At 59.5% G+C, this 19,558-nt stretch carries 24 protein-coding genes; 11 read left to right on the top strand and 13 right to left on the bottom strand.

The window, feature by feature from the left end; genetic code table 11:
- Positions 1–259 precede the first annotated feature (259 nt).
- Positions 260–1,390, top strand: coding sequence for a VIT1/CCC1 transporter family protein (locus ACK509_RS02220; RefSeq protein ID WP_410764868.1), 1,131 nt, complete (start codon positions 260–262; stop codon positions 1,388–1,390).
- Here ACK509_RS02220 and ACK509_RS02215 read toward each other — a convergent pair whose 3' ends face one another.
- The 3 genes from ACK509_RS02215 to ACK509_RS02205 form a co-directional block, all read right to left on the bottom strand.
- Positions 1,391–1,930: a LysE family translocator gene (locus ACK509_RS02215; protein ID WP_410766235.1), complete on the bottom strand. Its 540-nt coding sequence runs from the start codon at positions 1,928–1,930 to the stop codon at positions 1,391–1,393. It lies immediately after the preceding gene.
- A gap of 142 nt (positions 1,931–2,072) precedes the next feature.
- A complete protein-coding gene (locus tag ACK509_RS02210) occupies positions 2,073–2,741 on the bottom strand; it encodes an SdpI family protein (RefSeq protein WP_410764867.1) in 669 nt (222 codons plus the stop codon).
- A 121-nt stretch (positions 2,742–2,862) separates the two neighbouring features.
- A complete protein-coding gene (locus ACK509_RS02205; RefSeq protein ID WP_410764866.1) occupies positions 2,863–3,285 on the bottom strand; it encodes a carboxymuconolactone decarboxylase family protein in 423 nt (140 codons plus the stop codon).
- A gap of 396 nt (positions 3,286–3,681) precedes the next feature.
- Between ACK509_RS02205 and ACK509_RS02200 the strand changes: the two genes are divergently transcribed.
- Entirely contained in the window at positions 3,682–4,098 is a 417-nt protein-coding gene (locus ACK509_RS02200; RefSeq protein WP_410764865.1) for a GlcG/HbpS family heme-binding protein, read from the top strand.
- Between the two features lie 67 nt (positions 4,099–4,165).
- On the opposite strand, the gene ACK509_RS02195 is transcribed toward ACK509_RS02200, so the two are convergent.
- A complete protein-coding gene (locus ACK509_RS02195) occupies positions 4,166–4,594 on the bottom strand; it encodes an OsmC family peroxiredoxin (protein ID WP_410764864.1) in 429 nt (142 codons plus the stop codon).
- Between the two features lie 163 nt (positions 4,595–4,757).
- On the opposite strand from ACK509_RS02195, the gene ACK509_RS02190 reads away from it, so the two are divergent.
- Positions 4,758–5,369 carry a GNAT family N-acetyltransferase gene (locus ACK509_RS02190; protein WP_410764863.1) on the top strand — a complete coding sequence of 204 codons (612 nt, stop codon included), beginning with the start codon at positions 4,758–4,760 and terminating at the stop codon, positions 5,367–5,369.
- Between the two features lie 60 nt (positions 5,370–5,429).
- Here the strand turns inward: ACK509_RS02190 and ACK509_RS02185 are convergent, their stop codons facing one another.
- From ACK509_RS02185 to ACK509_RS02170, 4 genes are all read right to left on the bottom strand, one after another.
- Complete coding sequence (locus ACK509_RS02185) at positions 5,430–5,897, bottom strand: GNAT family N-acetyltransferase (RefSeq protein WP_410764862.1); 468 nt, start codon at positions 5,895–5,897, stop codon at positions 5,430–5,432.
- 519 nt (positions 5,898–6,416) lie between these two features.
- Complete coding sequence (locus ACK509_RS02180; RefSeq protein WP_410764861.1) at positions 6,417–6,719, bottom strand: chorismate mutase; 303 nt, start codon at positions 6,717–6,719, stop codon at positions 6,417–6,419.
- A complete protein-coding gene (locus ACK509_RS02175) occupies positions 6,716–7,585 on the bottom strand; it encodes a shikimate kinase (RefSeq protein WP_410764860.1) in 870 nt (289 codons plus the stop codon). Before ACK509_RS02175 ends, ACK509_RS02180 begins: the two co-directional genes overlap by 4 nt.
- Before the next feature lie 73 nt (positions 7,586–7,658).
- On the bottom strand, positions 7,659–8,129 hold the full coding sequence (locus ACK509_RS02170; RefSeq protein WP_410764859.1) for a MaoC family dehydratase: 471 nt from the start codon (positions 8,127–8,129) through the stop codon (positions 7,659–7,661).
- An 89-nt stretch (positions 8,130–8,218) separates the two neighbouring features.
- On the opposite strand from ACK509_RS02170, the gene ACK509_RS02165 reads away from it, so the two are divergent.
- From ACK509_RS02165 to ACK509_RS02150, 4 genes are all read left to right on the top strand, one after another.
- Complete coding sequence (locus tag ACK509_RS02165; protein WP_410764858.1) at positions 8,219–8,650, top strand: DUF5796 family protein; 432 nt, start codon at positions 8,219–8,221, stop codon at positions 8,648–8,650.
- The gene (locus tag ACK509_RS02160) at positions 8,650–8,889 is read left to right on the top strand and encodes a hypothetical protein (RefSeq protein ID WP_410764857.1); all 240 of its coding nucleotides are present in this window, start codon (positions 8,650–8,652) and stop codon (positions 8,887–8,889) included. Before ACK509_RS02165 ends, ACK509_RS02160 begins: the two co-directional genes overlap by 1 nt.
- 225 nt (positions 8,890–9,114) lie before the next feature.
- A complete protein-coding gene (locus ACK509_RS02155; protein WP_410764856.1) occupies positions 9,115–11,289 on the top strand; it encodes a CDC48 family AAA ATPase in 2,175 nt (724 codons plus the stop codon).
- Positions 11,290–11,402: 113 nt separating this feature from the next.
- Positions 11,403–11,702, top strand: a complete 300-nt coding sequence (locus ACK509_RS02150) for a hypothetical protein (protein ID WP_410764855.1) — start codon at positions 11,403–11,405, stop codon at positions 11,700–11,702.
- A gap of 28 nt (positions 11,703–11,730) precedes the next feature.
- Here ACK509_RS02150 and ACK509_RS02145 read toward each other — a convergent pair whose 3' ends face one another.
- The 3 genes from ACK509_RS02145 to ACK509_RS02135 all read right to left on the bottom strand — a co-directional run bounded on the left by ACK509_RS02145 (position 11,731) and on the right by ACK509_RS02135 (position 14,332).
- The gene (locus ACK509_RS02145) at positions 11,731–12,441 is read right to left on the bottom strand and encodes a class I SAM-dependent methyltransferase (protein ID WP_410764854.1); all 711 of its coding nucleotides are present in this window, start codon (positions 12,439–12,441) and stop codon (positions 11,731–11,733) included.
- Between the two features lie 120 nt (positions 12,442–12,561).
- On the bottom strand, positions 12,562–13,548 hold the full coding sequence (locus tag ACK509_RS02140; RefSeq protein WP_410764853.1) for a serine hydrolase domain-containing protein: 987 nt from the start codon (positions 13,546–13,548) through the stop codon (positions 12,562–12,564).
- Between the two features lie 163 nt (positions 13,549–13,711).
- Positions 13,712–14,332, bottom strand: coding sequence for a hypothetical protein (locus tag ACK509_RS02135; protein WP_410764852.1), 621 nt, complete (start codon positions 14,330–14,332; stop codon positions 13,712–13,714).
- Between the two features lie 95 nt (positions 14,333–14,427).
- Here ACK509_RS02135 and ACK509_RS02130 point away from each other — a divergent pair, with 95 nt between their 5' ends.
- Both ACK509_RS02130 and ACK509_RS02125 read left to right on the top strand, forming a co-directional pair.
- A complete protein-coding gene (locus ACK509_RS02130) occupies positions 14,428–14,826 on the top strand; it encodes a helix-turn-helix domain-containing protein (RefSeq protein WP_410764851.1) in 399 nt (132 codons plus the stop codon).
- A gap of 57 nt (positions 14,827–14,883) precedes the next feature.
- A complete protein-coding gene (locus ACK509_RS02125) occupies positions 14,884–15,273 on the top strand; it encodes a hypothetical protein (protein WP_410764850.1) in 390 nt (129 codons plus the stop codon).
- A 5-nt stretch (positions 15,274–15,278) separates the two neighbouring features.
- Here ACK509_RS02125 and ACK509_RS02120 read toward each other — a convergent pair whose 3' ends face one another.
- On the bottom strand, positions 15,279–18,119 hold the full coding sequence (locus ACK509_RS02120) for a DEAD/DEAH box helicase (protein ID WP_410764849.1): 2,841 nt from the start codon (positions 18,117–18,119) through the stop codon (positions 15,279–15,281).
- Positions 18,120–18,209: 90 nt separating this feature from the next.
- Between ACK509_RS02120 and ACK509_RS02115 the strand changes: the two genes are divergently transcribed.
- Complete coding sequence (locus tag ACK509_RS02115; RefSeq protein ID WP_410764848.1) at positions 18,210–18,488, top strand: hypothetical protein; 279 nt, start codon at positions 18,210–18,212, stop codon at positions 18,486–18,488.
- Positions 18,485–18,772, top strand: a complete 288-nt coding sequence (locus ACK509_RS02110) for a hypothetical protein (RefSeq protein ID WP_410764847.1) — start codon at positions 18,485–18,487, stop codon at positions 18,770–18,772. The genes ACK509_RS02115 and ACK509_RS02110 overlap by 4 nt, the downstream gene beginning before the upstream one ends.
- Here ACK509_RS02110 and ACK509_RS02105 read toward each other — a convergent pair whose 3' ends face one another.
- Positions 18,773–19,555, bottom strand: a complete 783-nt coding sequence (locus ACK509_RS02105; protein WP_410764846.1) for a metallophosphoesterase — start codon at positions 19,553–19,555, stop codon at positions 18,773–18,775.
- Positions 19,556–19,558 lie beyond the last annotated feature (3 nt).

Here is a 19,558-nt window from a genome sequence, read left to right as displayed (position 1 = left end):
GAATCTCTGCTCTGTCGCCTACAACTTGACGAACCTACTTACGAGGACAGATGCGTAAGAGAGCAAGAGCAGCCCACCGAAGTATCCGGCCGCCTCGGGAACCACGTTCGGAAACACCGTTTCGAACCACACAGACCGTATCGAGTAGAGTGGAGTTGAGAGAACACACGTACTCGGAATTGCCCCGTAGAACCAATTTCTCGGACGACAAATCTATTTGCGCCAGTGTGACCTTCTAGTCCAGCACGGTGAGGTGACAATGAGTATTCAGGATGCTACTGCACGCTATCGGCGCAACCGGCAAGACGAGATTGATAGTGCGACGGTCTATCGAGCGATGGCCGCCGCGGAGTCGCACCCGCAACTCGCCGAAGTTTACAGGCGATTAGCCGATACTGAGTTGGCACACGCCGACTTCTGGGCCGAAAAACTACGGGAAGCGGGAAGTGAGGATGCCGAACCGCGTCCATCGATTCGCGCCCGAACCTTGGCGTGGATTGCACGCCGCTTCGGACCCAGTGTGGTGCTTTCGACGATGCGCTCGGGAGAGATGGCAGGCGGACAAGGCTACGCGGCCCAACCCGAAGCGCAGTCGATAGGAATGCACGTAGACGAGCGTTCGCACGACCGACTGCTATCGATTATCGAAGAGACACCGGGGCGAGGTGTCGAAGGTGGCGTGTTAGCTCGATTAGAGGGCCGACACCGCGCAACGAGCGGAAACGCACTTCGTGCGGCGGTCCTCGGCGCGAACGATGGCCTCGTTTCCAACCTCAGTCTCGTGATGGGTGTCGCGGGTGCGGCGCTCAATTCGACGGCGATTCTCATCACCGGCCTCGCGGGACTCATCGCCGGGGCAGGTTCGATGGCGATGGGCGAGTGGCTCTCGGTGCAGAGTTCGCGCGAACTCTATCAACGTCAAATCGACATCGAAGCGGGCGAACTCGCGGAGATACCCGACGAAGAAGAACAAGAGTTGGCACTCATCTACGAAGCGAAAGGACTCTCGAAAGAACAGGCGTCGGCACTGGCGGCCCAACTCATCAGCGACGAAGAGACGGCACTCGATACGCTCGCCCGCGAAGAACTCGGCATCGACCCCGAAGAACTCGGTGGCTCTGCCTGGGAGGCCGCAGGCGCGTCGTTCGTCCTCTTCGCACTCGGTGCAATCGTTCCTGTCCTACCGTTTTTCTTCTTGACCGGTCTCGTCGCGGTCACAACGAGTCTCGTGCTGAGTGCAGTCGCCTTGTTCGTCATCGGGGCGGGAATCACGCTCTTGACAGGCCGAAGTATCTGGTACTCGGGGCTTCGACAGGTCGGAATCGGACTCGCGGCGGCGGCGTTGACCTACGGTATCGGGAGCCTCATCGGCGTCACCCTCGCAGGCTAATCAAATCGCGCTCCAGAGGGCGAACACGCCGAACCCGACGATGACCGCCCCGGCGACTCGGTTGATGAGTCGCATCGTCTCGTCCGTGAACCTCGTTCTGAAGAGACTGACGGCGGTGCTCAGGACGAACCACCAGAGGGCCGACCCGAGAAACACGCCGCCGACCAGTGCCACGGCATCGAGCGTGTTGCCCGAGAGACCGACGCCGAGTCCGGTGAAGATGCTCACGAACGCGAGAATCGTCACAGGGTTCGTAATCGTCAACAGGAACGTCGAACCGTAGTCTTTGGCGAGCGATTGTGCGTCAGTCGGCGACTCGTCGCGCTCGGCTGGCTCAGCGCGAAACGCCTGGACGCCGAGATACACGAGCAAGAGACCGCCACCGATGCGAATCGCTGTTTGTGAATCGAGCAACAGTGACGAGAGTGCTGTAATTCCGAACGCGACGAGCGCACCGTAGACGGCATCGGCTGAGGCGGCACCGAGTCCGCTGACGAATCCCGAGAGCCGACCGTTAGAAAGCGTTCGCTGTACGCACAGGACGCCGATTGGACCGACTGGGGCCGCAATCGAAAACCCGAGAATTAGTCCTTGGAGCAGAATACCGATTGTGGTCGTTAATACACGTCACCTACCTTCGAGAGCGCAGGCGGGCTGAAAAAGCTTCACCCATTTTGAGAGTTCACAGCCCGGTGTCTGGCGATTCGACGCTGTGGTCGATGTGTTCGTACAGGTAGTACGAGTACGCAACCGTCCCCAGCGCAGTCGCCAGCGCGGGCACGAGGAGGAAGTACACCGCGTACTCGCCGAACAGCAGTCCGACGAGCGAGACGAGAGCAGTGAACTTGAACAATCGCCCGGCGAGGAGGTGAGTTCGTCTCCAGACTTCTTCGCTGCTGAGCGTCCACGGTGTTCGGACGCCGACGAACCAGTTTTGCTCGGCGTGAGTAAGCAACACGCCGATGTAGTAGAACAGCACGGCGACCGCGGCGACGACGAGAAGTGTGAAGTCGAACACGTAGCCGAGGTTGTACGCGATGGTTCCGGCGTGGACGACGAACAAGAACGCCGTCACGAGGACGATAAGCCAGTCGTAGTACGGGCGGAACGTCGCAAAGTTCTCTCGGTAGGGGTCGATTCGGGGAACCGCCACGAAGAACACCAGCAAGACCGCAGAGAGGACGGGTAACAAGGCGAGTCCGAACGCCTTCGACATCGTTCCGTCCGGCTCGCCCGCGGCGTTCCAGTGAGAGACGATTTGGTCGGGAAGCATCGGCGCGGCGAGAACGCTCAACACACCAGCGAGGACGACCAACACCACCGCCAACGTATATCGACGCGTGGAATTCATGCAAACTGATACGCGGCCCGAGTGCTTGAACCAGTAGGTGACGAGTACAGCGCTTTGAGAGCCGAGATGAACCGACGCTCTGTCTCAAAAAAAGGGCCACCACAGTGGTGGTCTTGGAAACTCAATCGTCTGCCATCTGTTCTTGCAGGTGTTCGCCAATCTTTGCGAACTCGACTTTGAACGTGTCCATGTCGTAATCCATTCCGTGAAGCAGTGAACTGTACCGGGCGGTCCAGCTCGCAAGGAACGCAATCTCGCGGAGTTCTTCCTCGGTCGCGCCGTGCATCTTGGCCGCTTCGCGGTGGAAGTGCTGGCAGTAGGGGCACTTGATATTCGCCGCAATTGCGAGACCGATGAGTTCCTTGTACTTCGCCGGAATCACGGTCTCTTCGAGCGCGTAGCGTTTGAAGTTCGGCCACTCGTTGACGAGGTCTTCGTCGTTTAGTTCCCAGAATCCCGGCACGAGGCCGAGCGAATCTTGGATGTCTTCTCGTGTTGCGTCGACTGTTCCTTTGTCGGGGCCGCTGTCAGATGCGATTGCCATTGTTCTCTCTCCATGATTCTGGGGGCAAGACGGCCTGATTCGACGTTACATCGAGTCGGAGTCTGAACCCCGTAGAATCGACTGCTAATATTCTGTCAAGGCACATAAAAATGGCTAGAGATTGTTATGTTTGATAACATACTGCTTCGGTGTATGACTGGTTTTCGAGGAGTACACAGATGTGCGAACGATTGGCCCAACCCGAGGAAACGCCACATTCAGATTCATATGAAGATAGCCAACAACATTCTGTCACTTTTGAGAAAGTCACTCTGAAGACCACTGTATAACTCGGTGATTCTCTTTGTCGTCTCTCACAACGACCTGACACCACCATTCTTGTTAAATAACCAACAATACTATGGCGCTATAACTCGTGTCTCTATGGGGATTCACATGGTAGACTCCGTAACACTCGAAACGGCGAAGGTGGTCATCGACGCGTGCGAACAGAAGGCGACCGACATCGGGACACCGATGGTGGTTGCGGTCACGAACGCAGAAGGTAATCTCGTCGCACAACACCGGATGGATAGCGCGTTGCTCGCCTCACTCGACATCTCGAAAAATAAGGCCTACACCGCCGCAGCCGTCAAGCTCCCGACGCACGAACTGGCAGAGGCGACACAGCCCGGCGAGTCACTCTATGGGCTTCAGAACACCGACCAAGGCCGGATGGTGATCTTCGGTGGTGGATTCCCACTCACCCACGGCGGCGAGATTGTGGGCGCCCTCGGTGTCAGTGGTGGGTCGGTCGAAGAAGACATGGATGTTGCGCAAGCGGGCCTCGACGCATTCGAGAACATTCAGTAATCGCAACGCTCGACGACACCCGCTACTCTGGATTTTTGATGTACGTCGAAAAAATGGTCCAGTGTGTTTAGCTCACGAGCGACGCGTCGAGCGTGATTTCCGGCCCCGCGAGTGCTTTCGAGACCGGACACGTCTCTTTGGCAGTGTTGGCGATGTCCATGAACGTCGCTTCGTCAATGTCGGGGACGTCAGCCTCCAGCGTCAAGTCGATTTGCGGAATCTCGAATCCGCCGTCTTCTGCGGGACGGAGATGTACGTCTGCGACGGTGTGCAGTTCGTTCGCGGTGTAGCCTTCACCTTCGAGGAGTGCGGTCAGTTGCATACAGAAGCACCCAGAGTGGGCCGCTCCGATGAGTTCCTCTGGGTTCGTTCCGACTTCGTCTTCGAAGCGCGTCGGGAATTTCAGCGTCCCCGAGATTTCACCGCTTTCGGTCGTGAAGTCGCCGCTTCCGTCTTTTCCACCTTGCCATTTCGTTTCGGCTTGCTTTGTAGGCATCCCACCAAGTGTATGGGTCTCTACCAGTATGGAAATGTCGGCTGTCTAAGGAGCGAGTGACGAGTCGTGAATCACCTCGAAGTTGACCAGCCAGTCACGACCAAATCGGAATCCGTAGTGGTTTTATCGCAGGTCCCAAACACAACTCAACTCATTTATCATCATGTTCCCCACCGCCATCGAAAGTGAACGCCTCTCCTACGAACCGCTCCACGAATCCATCGACGCCCTCGACCTGTACGAGTACCATCGCACTGGTGAGATGGACGAAGTAATGCGACCACTCGGTGATAAGCCGCATGCGACGCCAAAAGAGACGTTCGACGAACTCACCAAGAGTAGAGAGGCGTGGGACTCCAGCGAGCGGGCGAGCTACGCCATTCGGCAGAAGTCGGACGACGAGTTCGTCGGCGTCTCCGAACTTTGGTTCGAATGGGAAAAGCGAAAACTCTCGTTCGGAACGTGGATTCGAGAGCCGTTCTGGGGGCGCGGGTACTCTGCCGAGCGAGCCGGAGCGATGCTCTACGTTGCGCTCGAACTCCTCGACCTCGAACTCGTCAGCGTCGGCCACGAACCCGAAAACGAACAGTCGAAACGCGCCATCGAGAAGTACGTCGATACCTACGGTGGGCAGTACGACGGCATCATGCGGAATGCATTGCCACCGGGTGACTTTGGTGGACCACGTGACTTATTGACCTACACAATCTCTCAAGAGCAGTGGCGCGAGAGCGTAACCGACGACGAGTTGAATACGATTCAGGTCAGCCGATAACGTTCGGAGATGCTATTTTAGAGTTCGTCACGCGGATTTTGGAGCGCCAGATACGACTCGTCACGTCAGTTTTTGGACGAACTTCACTTGCTTCTCTTCGAAGCCCGTGTCTTTGTAGAACCGCCGTGCATCGCGGTTGTACCACTCACAAGAGACTTTGAGGTGGTCACAGCCGTTCTCTTTGGCACGTTCTTTGACACGCTCGACGACTTCAGCGCCGTACCCTTGGCTCCGGTACTCGGCTTTGACGAGCAGGTTCACGATATCGATGTATTTAGTGTACGCCCTCGACGGATGTGTGCCGGTTCGAAGCGTGACAAAACCGAGCGTCGTGTCGTCTTCTTCGATGAGATAGTTCATCATGTCGTCGCGTTCGAGGTGGCCACGAAAGCCGTCTTCAGGAACGTCACCGACACTGTCGTACACGATTTCGTTCGTATCGTCGTACTGTTCTGTCTCTGTGGCGAGCGCGTACCAGCACTCGATGAGTGTGGGGATGTCGTCCGCGGTGGCTTCGGAGAGGTGCATATTCGGTCTGCTCGTTCACGTTCATTAACACCTTCGTCGGTCAGAGAGCATCCCTGAAAAATGTGAGAGAGAATAAGGCAATCGTGATTGCTTCTGCGGCGAGAGCGGGGAGGGCGCGCCAGAAGGGTCCGTAACTGAAACTAGACGAAGGCGGAGCGAACACATTCATGTAGCCAAATCGAAGGAACGTGAATCCGAAGAGTACGACACCTCCGAAGAGACCGATGACGGTGAGAAGTGTTTGTCGCCGATTCAGTGGCCTATCCTGTGTTTGGAGAGACCACCACGTTGCGACGGTGAAGCCCGTTCCTGAGAGAATAATATCGAGTATCGGAGAGGGCGGAGTCGTCATGCATCAAAGAGATGTATGCGTAGTTGTCTACCTTCTGGAGGTTTTAGAACGCACCGCTCAGTGGTGGGGATACTGTGCTGGACTCTCTACTGGCACCGGCTGAATGGATACCGAAAAGAGGCGACACTCAAAATGGGCGCTAAACGCCGATTCGCATCCGGTTGGTGCTATCTAGACTGTCTTTGTTCTGCCTTGTTTATCTCGATGAGCAACCGGAAAATCGCCTTCACCAGATTCGAATCGACCTCGAAGTGGTCGGCGTTATCGCCAGCGCGTTCCATCACGCGCTCTTCTTGTGATTCGTCCGTCGTCGGCAGGCCTTTTTCGGCTTTCACCTGCGCGACGGCGTCGGCGACGTACGTTCGGCGGGCGATGAGTTCGACGATTCCGCGGTCGATGTCTTCGATTTCCTCGCGGAGTTCGTCGAGGGTCATGTTCTGAATCGAGTCTGTGTCTGTGTTCTCTGTCATAGAATTCGTGCTCCGTCGTTTCGCGTGGTGGTCAGCATGGTGTCGCCGTCGCGGGCGTCCCACAACTCTCTGACCTGTTCGAGGTCCGAGCGGTCGCCCACTGCGACGACGCTCGGGCCAGTTCCCGAGAGTGAGACGCCGTCGGCGATGGGCATCGCTTCGACGGCGGGGTCGGTCGGAAAGTCGAGTGCGGCCGAGAACGCGAGACCGTTGACGGTCATCGCCTCTGCGTAGCGCCCGTCGAGTGCGATTTCGGTGACGAGGTTGGCCATCGGCGCGACGTTCGCACATCGAGAGACGTCCGCGTCGGCGCTGTAGGCGCGCTCTGGCGGCGTCCACACCAACACGTCCCAGGAAACCTCGTCGCGGACGACGAGTTCGTCTTCGGCGTTGTCGGTGATGACGACCCCACCGAGCATCGAGGCGGACGCATCGTCAAATGCCCCTGTCACAGTCACGCCCACGTCGCGGGCGGCCTGGACGCCGAGGCGACAGGCGTCGATACGGGTGATTGCGTCGTCGGGAGTCGGACCGACCGAGTGTCCGAGTGCGTCGAACGTGGCGAGGACCGTCGCGTTTGCAGCGGCGCTCGAACTCTTGAGTCCGGCGGCCATCGGAATCTCGCTCTCGGTTTCGACGGTACCGCCTTCCCCGTCGCCGACTTCTTCGACGACGAGTTCGACACAGCGCTCGATGAGTCGCGTGTCGGCGTCGGGTGCGCCGTCGATACGGCCAGTGACGCTAGCCGAGTCGTCCAATTCGACCGTCGCGGTGGTCTCGACGTCGATGGCGAACGCAGAGCCAGTTTTCGTCGCAAGCGCGTTGAGGACAGTGCCTGCTCCGAGGGCAGTTGCTCGGCCGTGCATATCTGTACGGAAACGAGCGAAGGCAAAGAAGTAGCGGTCGGTGCCATATCCACCGCAGTCGAGAAGAGTCGAGTCAGACCACTCGACCGACGATTGCCAGCGCCGTCCACGAGATGACGACGTCTCCATCGCCGTTCATCCCCCTGATGTTCACATCGACGTAGCCTCGGTCAGGCTTCGAATCAGACTCGCGCATCGCGGCGATTTCGACCGAAGCCGAGAGCGTGTCTCCGGGGCGAACCGGTCGGTGCCATCGCATCTCGTCGATGCCGCGGCCACCCATGAAGGCGATGTGAGCGAAGAACGCCTCGGTCGCAAGCCGTTGACAGACCGAGAAGGTGTGAAGTCCGCTTGCGACGAGGCCGCCGAACATCGAGTTCTCCGCGGCGGCGTGGTCGAGATGGAAGGGTTGTGGGTCGTATTCGCTGGCGAACGAGACGATATCGTCCTCAGTGAGCGTCGTCGCACCCTGCTCGAACGTGTCGCCAATAGCAAGGTCGTCGTACGTGAGTTCTGACGGTGAGGAATCGGCGGACTCAACCATGCTCCAGAGTCACATGGAAGAAGTAAGACGGCACCGATTCGATAGGTGGTATCGCGTCGCTTTTCACCGCACCGGCGTAATCGTGAGGTATGAGCAACGCCCGCAACGACGTTGCGCCGAGTACCCTCGCCGTCGAACTGCTGGATTTCGGCGTCCAAGTCGAGTACACCGACGGTCGCCAGACCGTCTACCGAGGGGTCCCCAAGAAGGTCACAGACACGCTGGAGACCAAACCCGGCGCAGAGACACACGTTCTCGTCACCGACCCTACCGAGACGGAAGGTGTGATGATGTACGTGAACGACCTCAAGACCCACGACGACATCCTCGAATCGACAGGTGTTGGGCGCGTGATTCTCGCTGAAGGTGAAGAAGAAGAACTGTTCCCCGGTGTCGTCGTTCGCCGTGCTCCGGGCCACCGCTGCGAAATCGAAGCAGACCCCGAAGTCGCCCGCGGGCGTGTGTTCGTCTTCGTCGAAGACGACTGGAGCGAGAACGCCTACGAGTTCGTCGCCGAGTGATGCTCCGAAAACGCTGGGAACCGCTCTCGAAAGGGACGATTGGGAAGATTCCAGAAGCCTACGGCTACTACGAGCTGGGCGATTCGGACGGCGAACTCGTCGGGCGCGGCGTCGGCGTCCTCAAAGATGAAGTGAAAGAGGCCTTCGCATACGGCGACGCAGAGCGCGTCCGCTGGGAGCGAGCAACTTCACTCGACCACGCCGAGCGTCTCGCCGCCGAACACGACCCTTCCGTCTAATTTCGCCTCCGACTACTGGAGGTACGATGGGCTATCAGTATCGCAGTTGTCCTCGTGTGCTTTCGCGTCTCTCCTGCTGTCGAACAACATTCCACATTTGTCGCATCGATACCACGTCTCCCCCTCTCTCTGGGTCGCGGCAACCATGGTTGTCGTTACCACACCCATCACTAAAACGATTATCGTGGGCGAACCCTCAAGACCGGTCCATCCGAAGAGAATGTCATGACCGAAGACGGGGTGACGCTCGTGGTCCGCGCCGCAGAGAAGCGAGACGCGGGTCGCGGCATCGCCCGACTTCCCGAGACGGCACGACGCGAACTCGGCGTCCTCAGCGGCGAGACCGTCGTCATCGACGGAACGCGCGAGACGGTAGCGAAGATGTGGCCCGCCCGGCCCGGGACCGACAGCGACACGGTTCTCATCGACGCCGACACGCGCGCGAACGCTGGCGTCAAAATCGGCGATAGCGTCCGAATCCAGAAGGTTGCTGTCGAAGACGCGCGAGCAGTGGCACTCTCTGCGCCCGGCGTGTTCGAGCGAACTAGCGTCAGCCAAGAGACCATCGAGACGGTCGTCAAAGCCGAACTCAGAAACCGACCCCTCCAAATCGGTGACCGCGTTCGCGTCGAACGACTCGGCGGTGCGACGCTCGTCGTCGCCGAGACGAAACCCGAAGCCATCGTCCGCGTCACCGACGAGACGAAAGTGACTGTCACGGGCAAACCCGCCAGCGGCGCGGCCGCGACCGTCCGCGACGCGGTAAAGAGCGTGACCTCCGGCGACAGTTCGACACAGCGCCGTGCAACCGGTGTCACCTACGAAGATATCGGCGGTCTCGACGACGAACTCGACCTCGTCCGTGAGATGATCGAACTCCCGCTCTCCGAACCCGAGGTGTTCGCTCACCTCGGTATCGAACCGCCGAAAGGCGTGCTCCTTCACGGCCCACCGGGGACGGGAAAGACGCTGATTGCAAAGGCGGTCGCCAACGAGGTGAACGCCTCCTTTACGACTATCTCGGGGCCTGAAGTCCTCTCGAAGTACAAAGGCGAGTCCGAAGAGAAGCTCCGCGAGGTGTTCCAAGACGCACGCGAGAACGCCCCCGCCATCATCTTCTTCGACGAAATCGACTCCATCGCGGCCAAGCGCGACGACAGCGGCGACCTCGAAAACCGCGTCGTCGGCCAACTCCTCTCGCTCATGGACGGTCTCGATGCTCGCGGCGACGTGGTCGTCATCGGCGCGACCAACCGCGTCGATAGCCTCGACCCGGCGCTTCGTCGCGGCGGGCGGTTCGACCGCGAAATCGAAATCGGCGTCCCCAACGAAGTCGGCCGCCGCGAGATTCTCGAAGTCCACACGCGCCGGATGCCGCTGGCCGACGACGTGGATATCGACCGCTTTGCCTCACGAACCCACGGCTTCGTCGGCGCGGACCTCGAATCGCTCGCCAAAGAGGCCGCGATGACCGCTCTCCGACGAGTCCGCCGAGACAACGACGACCTCTCGGTGGAGGGGCTAACCGTCACGCGCGCAGATTTCGACGCGGCGATGGCGACAGTCGAACCCAGCGCGATGCGTGAGTACGTCGCCGAACAACCGACCAAAGGCTTCGAAGCGGTCGGTGGGCTGGACGACGTGAAACAGACGCTCGAACGCGCCGTGACGTGGCCGTTGACGTACGCGCCACTGTTCGAAGCCGCCGCAACCGACCCACCAACTGGCGTGCTTCTCTACGGTCCGCCGGGAACCGGGAAGACGTTGCTCGCCCGCGCAATCGCCGCCGAGAGCGGCGTCAACTTCATCCACGTCGCTGGGCCGGAACTACTCGATAGGTACGTCGGCGAGTCTGAGAAATCCGTCCGTGAGGTGTTCGACCGCGCCCGGCAGGCCGCCCCGAGCATCCTCTTCTTCGACGAAATCGACGCGCTGGCGACCAACCGCGACAGCGTTGGTTCGGACTCTGGCGTGACAGAGCGCGTCGTCTCGCAACTACTCACCGAGATGGACAACGCCGCCGACAACCCCAACTTGGTCGTTCTCTCGGCGACGAACCGCCGCGACGCACTGGACCCTGCACTCCTCCGTCCCGGTAGATTGGAGACGCACGTGGAGGTCCCCGAACCAGATATCGACGCCCGGCGCGCGATTCTCGACGTTCACACCCGCAACAAACCCATCAGTCCCGATGTAGACCTCGACGACGTTGCTGCCCATATGGACGGATACACGGGCGCAGATGTCGCCGCTGTCTGCCGAGATGCCGCGTTGCGAGCGATTCAGGACGTTGCGGCCGCTTACGAGGGTGAGGCCGCGAATGACCACGCCGACGAAGTGAAAATCACCCGTGAACACTTCGAAGCGGCGCTGAAGTCGGTGGCACCGACGCTGGTCTAAAGGATTCTCCGACTCAGACGAGGTGGATTCTCATCGGCACCCGATAGCTCATCGACGTTTTCCGATTGCATCGATAGCACACCCTTCTTTCTTTTCGCCTGCATTTTGAGACTATGACCGAGACAATCCAGGGCGAGGTCCTGCACGTCATCCCTCCGGACGAACTGGACACGAGCGACCTGACGCCCGCTCTTCAGGAGTTAGCCGAGTCACGCTACGTTATCGTCCTCCGGAGAGGTGGTCACCCCTCGATATTGGACCTCATCTGGGCGTTTTTCCGCCGTCAGCCAATCGAAGCAGTAACCGTCGTGACTGACCAGCCTGTCGAGGAAGATGACGAAGTCACACTGACTGTCGAGGAGACAGATATCACCGGTGTCTACGTCACAGCAGCCACTGGGCTCGACGAATAGAAGTTGCCGACCTGGGTGTGTTTCTAACCTATCTCAGTCGCATCCGGTAGTACGCCGAGTCCTCGTGTGGGACCACGACTTCGCGCACGTCTAATCCGACCGTCTCGGCGACAGCTTCGAGTCGCTCCGGTGAACAAAGCAAGAAGTCGAGTGTCGGTTCGTGCAGGACACCGTATTCGACGTGGAACTGTCGGCGGGCGAATCCTTCTCGCGGGTCGTCGCGGTAGCCGAAGCACGTTTCGGGAGTGAGGCTCGTCGGGTCGTACGAATCGACGACGAGTTCGCCCGTTTCGGTCGTGAGTGAAGCGAACGTATCCAGTAGTTCTGCGAGGCCATCGAGTGAACCAGCGAGTCCGATTTGCGTGCCGACTGCGAGAAGTGTTTCAAACCCGGTGTCGTCATCGACTGGTGGGGAGAACATATTCCCAACTAACACGTTCTCGACACCACGCTCGCGAGCGGTGCGAACCGCGTTTGGACTCACGTCGAAGGCGACGACTTCGCCGCGTTCCTGCACGGCGAGCGAGTGCTGGCCTGCTCCACACCCAACGTCCAACAGCGGCGTTCGAAGTGAGTCGAGAAACTCCCACTTCGAATCCGGCCACTGTTCTTGAGACACGAGATAGTGTTCGACGATGTGGGCATCGGCGGTTTCGTCGCCGTCGCGGTAGATGCAGGGCGCGCGAAGCGAGCCACGAAATCTATCGAGCATTGCCGTGCCGAGTGCATCGTCGGGCATAGTTAGACCTCTATTCGATTCGACATAAATTGCTGTGAGCTAGCACATAGCATGACACAGAGAGGGAATCGCATGGCTCGACTGTCGATTCGAGCGTGAGTTAGGAATCCGAACTGGAGATTAGAGAATTCGGGAGAGAAACTCGCCGTCGTCCCACCCGCGGTCGATTCGACCAAACCGGAGGACGACCAGTTCTCTCGACGGGACGATGTACAGTCGCTGGTTCGCCGCACCAGCGGCCATGAACAGGTCATCTGGACCTGAATCGTAAATCGCGTGATTCGGTCCATCGACAGTGAGCGGTGCGTGGGAGACGAAGTCGCTGTCTGGAGAGACGGTCGCGTTCAACCAGACAGTCAATCCGTACGCAGGGGCGACGGCTGACGCTGTCGTCAACGTTTCACGGAGGCCACCTCCGAGTACGCGAGTTCCCTCGACACTGCCATCGCCGAGGAGAAACTGACCAAAGCGGAGCCAGTTTCGGGCCGACATCAGGGCACCGCCTGCGAGTTGTGGGTCGCCGTCTACCCGACCCCATCCACCCATTTCGACATCGAGCGGGTCGAGAACCCGCCGTCGAAGGTAGTCCGTCGGGTCTTCACCGTCTAACGCTCGTTGGAGGAGTGCGCCGAAGACTTGGAAGGCTGTGGGCCCGTACCTGAACTCTTCACCCGGTTCGTGAACGAGCGGCATCGACAGCGCCTCCTCGAAATTCGGAGTGTTTCCGACGCTCGTCTTCAGACCGCTGGTGAGTTGGAGCAGTTGCCAAATCGTGATGCGTCGTTTCTGCTGGTTGGACTCCCACTCGCTGATGATGTTGGCCACCCGGTCGTCGAGACTAAAGAGACCGTCTTCGGCGGCGGCAACGGCCATGACGCCACAGAACGTCTTCGTCCCGCTCGCGAGCAGATGGGGTCTCGATGGGCGATAGCCGTCTCGATAGTCTTCGTACGCGAGACTGCCGTCAGCAAAGACGAGAACTGCATCACCCCTGCGAGAGCGTGAGTACGACGCCGCACTTTCGAACCCGCCAGAATCAGGTGTCTGAGTGTGCCTGGTGGTTTCCGACGTTCGCCGTCCGGGCGTGCGACCCGAGCAACCTGTCAAAAGCGAAGTACCTCCGACACCGGCCAGTCTGAGTACAGTTCGCCGGGGTAGCACACGTGGGTTCTTGGTCATCGTACGAACTCACAGACCGTACGCCGAGTCACAGTATCCGTCTTTCTGTCACATACAACGGTGACTACTCTTAGTCCAATCTCTCCTACACTTAGTCCAGTCTATCCAAGTCACCGTGGAGTTCGCGGTTCATGATGTCGGCGACAAAGAGACGAACGCGTTTGACGAGTTCTTCCTCGTCGTCGTAGGTTTCGACGCGCAGGTCCCACCGGGCGCGGGCAGCGCGAATCATCTCGCTCGTGACCGTCGCTTCGTGGACGAAGACGATTCGGTCGCCGTGGGTCTTCGAGAGTCGTTCGAGTACCGAACCCGCCTCTTCGCCGACGCCGAAGTTGTGACCCAGATAGGGAAGAACGAAGATTGTCGCGTTGCTCGCCCGTGCGTACTCGATGCTCTGTGTCGCGGCGTCCACCTCGTCGGTGTCGATACCGACATCCACCGCGAGAAAGGCGTTCACGCCGGGGTTCGTTCGCAACGACCCCTGTACGCGCCGGAGGAGCGCGAGTGCGCCGTCGATTTCCTCACGCGATTGGAACAGACGGCGAATCGGCCCCGGTAAGTCCTCGATGTCGAATTCGGCCTGTTCCTCTTCGGAGAGGACGTAGTTCAGATTGAACGACTTGTACGGACCCATCACGTAGACGAGAAACCGGTCGTACGTCGTCCGCCCAAGCGATTTTCGAATCACATTCCGAGAAATATCTCCACCCATGTCGTCTGCCACGCACCGGCAGTATATAAAGTTCGGATTTTTCAGCACTTTTCGACTCAAGAATCGTTAAGTCGGTTCACGTCGTCAGTCTAGACATGGCCACGAACTCAGTCAACTCGGATGGACTCCCAGAGGACCCCGCCGAGTTGCTGCCGCCGACGAGTGTACTCACGCTGGACGAGTACCTCGACATGCAAGCGGCCATCGGCGACAGAACCCGGTTTACGCTGCTCTACCGCCTCGTTCACGGTGGCGACCAGAGCCCGAAGCAACTCGAAGAGGCGCTGGATATGCGGGCGAACACGCTCCACTACCACCTCCAGAAACTCGTCGATGTGGGACTCGTCGAGAAGCGAAAGCAACGACGGGCCGACGAACACGGCCTGTTTTCCTACTACCGGGCTACCTCGCTCGGTGCGGATATCCTCGAACACGGCGTCGGAGAACTCATTCGACGAGAGCGCGACTACCGTGAGGCCTACTCCTCGGAGTAGTTCGCGTCACCTGCCGCAGGCGGCGGTTATTTGGTACTTCGTCGCACACCGAGAGACATGTCCGAACTCCTTCCGGAACAGGCACAAGAACGGCTCATCTCGACGTGCCGAACCGCCGTCGGCGATAGCCTCCGCTCGTTGACCTACTTCAACCGCTTCGACTACATTCAGGTCTACCTTCGCTCGGACCTCGAACAGTCCGCGGACCTGAACTCCTTTATCGGCAACGAGTGGCACGACTTCAAGATGACCCAAGACGCCTATCGCGGGTCGGAACTCGGCGAGTACAAGTACACGATTCGGGTGTTCGAAAACGGCTATCTCGTCCGCATCACACTCGAAGATATCGGCGTGTTCGTCACGACCGATGGCATCACGATGCAGGACTTCAACGCCCTCTCGGTCGCGGTACGAGAAGTCCTCGAAAGTTGGGCAATCGCGGAGTAATCAGTTCAATCCCAGAACGACTGCGTGCGGGCGTACTCGCGCTCTCGTTCGAGGATATCTCTGTAAAAGTCGTCCTCGTTGTCGCGGAGTTTGTTGATGATACGCGCAGCGTTGTGCGGGCCGACACCGCGAGCGGCGAGTGCGATGACTGCTTGCGTTCCGTGGGCTTGCACGAGACTCGCAGACCGATACGCCCGCTTCGTGAGTCGCATCTGTTCGTCGTCTCTTTCGGGCGCGCGAACTGCTTTGACCGTCTCGTCGTCCCACGGATTGAGCGCCGCGACGCGAGTCGCCCCGCATTCGGGACAGGTCGGCGGGTCGCGGACGCGCTTGACCTTCGTCTTTCGCGTCCAGTCCTTGCAGTGGAGACACGTGAGGAGTACGCGGTCGTTTTGAATCCGGTCGCGGATGGTCTCGATGACACTCGCATCGGCGTTTTCGGGGACGAGAAAGTCTGTTCCTGACCCACGTCCACCCGTCCCGATTGGTGTCGGTTCGCGGGCGACGACGAGTTCGACAGACTCGTCGTGGATGCGTGAGAGCAAGTCCATCGTCTCCTCGACGGCGAGGTCGGTGTGGAACACCTCGCGCACCGCTTCGTCGAAGACGGGCGTGCCCTCGAGCGCGGCGACGAGTCTGTCGCCGCCGAAGCGACCGCGCCCCTGATAGCGCTTGAGCGCCCCGAACTTGGCGGCGACCTGTGCGAGTGTGAATTTGAGCGAGTCCGAACGTTTGAGTGCTAATTCGAGCAACGCTTCGACGTGTTCGGGGTCCGTCTCGCGGAGAACGTCAGCAAAGGTCGTCGGACTCACTTTACCTGGTACGTCGAACTCGACTCGGTAGGGGTCTACTTCCATCCCAACCGAAGACCCGGTTCGCTGGCCGATGAGTGCCGAGAGGAGTCGTCCAAGGGTTTCGTTGACGCGATGGCCGTAACAGGAGTTGAGCGTGACTTTTCGGGGTGAGCCTTCGAGGACGAGTCGATTCGCCGTCGGAATCGGTGCGTCGGCTTCGACCTGTCGCTCGATAGGTTCGAGCCCCGTCCACACAGTGTGTGAGTCGGTCGGATACCGACCCACGATGTCGTGGGCGACAGATTCTCTGCTGGCTTTCGATTCGAACTGTGGGGCTGCTACGTCTCGCAACTCGCCGACTTCGCCCGCGACGGCGGCGGGGACTGGAATCTCTGAGCCGACCCACGAGGGAACTTCCCCACCGGGGTCTTCGATTGGTGAGACGTTGACTCTCGCCTCTTCTTCGTCCACGTCGTTGACGCGCCACATCTCGCCGCGCTGGATAAACGTCGCCCCCGGCGAGGCGAAGTTGAGGACGAACTTCTCGTCTAAGGTTCCAATCTGCCGACGTGAGGACATGTCGTGGACTTCGTAGGTCTCCTCGTCGGGAATCATCGAGAGGTTGGCGTAGAAGTACTGCCACGTCCCGCTCGACTTTTCGAGGAGGTCCTTTTCTTCTTCCAGCCAGAGCAAGCGGTTCTGCGAGAGTTCGCGCACGACTTCTCTAAACTCGTCTTCAGACAGGTCGCGGAAGGGGTACGCCCGAGTCACGATTTCGTACGTTTTTCGCGCCGAGACGTCGCCGAAGTCCATGACGACGCCGACGATTTGATTCGCCACCGTGTCGAGACTGCCGTGATGGACGCGGGCGGGTTCGACATCACCCGACTTTGCTCGGCGAGCGATAGCGAGGGCTTCGAGCGTGTCGTCCGGGTGGTCGGTGATGACCGTTCCCCGAGAAACCACGCCTAATCGGTGGCCTGCACGACCAACACGCTGGAGCAAACGCGCGACTTCTCGGGGGCTGTTGTACTGAATCACGTGGTCTACGCGCCCCACGTCGATTCCGAGTTCCATCGACGAGGTGCAGATGAGCGCGTCCAACTCTCCGGCTTTGAACCGGTCTTCAACGTCGATTCGAACGTCTTTCGAGAGCGACCCGTGGTGAACCTCGATGGCGTCACCGAGTTTCTTGAACCGAGAGCCGAGTGCTTCGGCGGTCTGCCGCGTGTTGACGAAGACGAGGACCGATTCGTGGGTGTTGACGATATCGCGGATGGTTCGGACGTGACTCGCAATCTCGGGGTCGGTTGCGAGCTTCCCCGCGAGTCGTTCGTCTTCCTTCGTTACCTCGGGTCTGACGACGTCGAACTCGACGCGATTGTCTACGTCTACTTCGACGATGTCGAATGGCCGGTCGCCAGTGAGGAACTTTCCGACCTCCTCGGGCGACCCAACAGTTGCAGACAGCCCGATTCGCTGGAACGACCCCGCGAGTTCGTGGAGGCGTTCGAGTCCAATCGTCAACTGCGCCCCGCGCTTGGCTGAGGCGAGTTCGTGTACCTCGTCTACGACGACGTGGTGAACGTCCGAGAGCGCCTTTCGAAGCTTCTTGCCGGTGAGCATCGCCTGCAACGTTTCTGGAGTGGTTACCAACACGTCCGGCGGGTCGTTCGCCTGCTTCTGTCGCTGGTACTGCGTGGTATCACCGTGGCGAACCTGAATGTCGATTTCTAACACTTCACCCCACCAATCGAGGCGTTGACGCATGTCTCGGTTCAGCGCCCGAAGCGGCGTGATGTAGAGTACCGAAATTCCGAATCGCGCCTCCGAGTCGGCGATAGCCGAAAACACGGGTAACATCGCCGTCTCGGTCTTTCCGGTCCCCGTCGGCGCGATGACGAGCGCGTTCTTCCCCGACGTGAGCGGCGGAATCGCCCGGCGCTGTGGCTCAGTTGGCGTCGTGAATCCACGCTCGGAGAGTGCGTTGCGGACGGGTTCCGAAAGTTCCGCGAACACGTCCATTCCGGCGGCAACCTCGCCGTCTGACATCGACCGACGTTACGGCGCGAACTGATTAAGCACACCGCTCGGTGAACCCCTCGCCGGGGGATTCATGTCGGCGGTGGTTCAACTCTCTCTGTGTCCCCGGAACGTGTATACTGGATTTCGTTCGCCGCGTTTGCCGTTGCCGCCACCGTCAGCATTGGCCTCGATGTCGTCACTGGCACGGTCGGAATACCCACCGCGGCAGCCGCCTGCGTGGCTCTCGTCTTCTCGTACGTCGCTGCCGTCGGTCACCAGAACCCCGAGCGTGTGAACATCCCGACTGATTGGGGTCCACAAGTGTACCTCACTGTCACAGTCGCGTGTTTCTTCCTCTTCGTCGTGGCCATCGAGTTGTACGGCTTGATTGCATGAGTCCGGAACGCGCATTTTGGGTGTCGCAAGCAGGATTTTTCATCGGCTATCCGTTCTTGATATTCAGCGGTGAACTCGGAGAATTCGCCGTCTGGAAGCTCATTTTGATGGTCGCAATGGGAATATATGGACTCCTCTGCGTACGCTATGCTATCCAAGAACGATACGAGGGAGTCCCCGAATCCTTCCGCGAGTGGCGCAGATTGCAACAAATCGGTGTCGTCAGTGCGTCATTCGTGTTCGTACTCGGTATCGGGGTCGCTGCCTTCAGACTATTCGGGTAATCACACCTGCCGAAAGTCGCCTAACCGCGTCCCATCGAGCAAGTACGCATCAGCCTGCGCCAACCCTTCGGGCAGAAACGGCGACAGAAACCCCTGTCCGGGGACGTTGACCCACGTCCCGCCAGAGGTGTCGTTGAACGCCGGGAACATGACGAGTTCGGGGTCGTGCCACTCCAATTCTGAGACCTCGATTTCGAAGTGTTCAGCGAAGACTTCGGGCGCGAGCGGACCGCGAAGCCACGCACGCTCTTTTCGTACGCCGCCGACTTCGTCTTCTAATCTGACCGCCGGATGTTCGTGGGCTGAGCAAATCACGTCAGCGGCGAGTACCTCTCGCGAGGGCCAGGTGTGGCCGTGACAGAAGCCAACGTCACCGAGGCGGATGCCGGTTCTGTCGGTCACCTCGACGCGCTCGCCAAAGAAGTCTGCAAGCCCGCCGTCGTGGTTGCCGGGCACGAGCGTCATTTCGGCGTAGTCGCGCACGGCTTCCACTAATTCGTTCAACTCGTCGGCTTCGTCGCCCTTCGGGTCGCCGATTCGATGACCCAAATCGCCCAAAACGATGAGTCTGTCCGGGTCGGTTCGCTCTAAAAGTGAGAGTAATCGTGTGCGCCGAACGTCCGCGTTCGACGGGAGTTCGACGCCGCGTTCGTATCTGAGTCCGGCTTCGATACCGGCGTGATAGTCGGCCACGACGAGCGAACGTTCGGGGAAGCCCTGTCTGGTGGTTCGCGCCACCGCAGCGGGTTCGCCCGGAATCGGTTCGACGAGTGGCCGTGTCACGTC

The organism is Haloferax sp. DFSO60, assembly GCF_046557615.1.
Taxonomy (GTDB): domain Archaea; phylum Halobacteriota; class Halobacteria; order Halobacteriales; family Haloferacaceae; genus Haloferax.
Note: the sequence above shows the minus strand (reverse complement) of the source record. Positions and strands in the feature narration are given on the sequence as shown.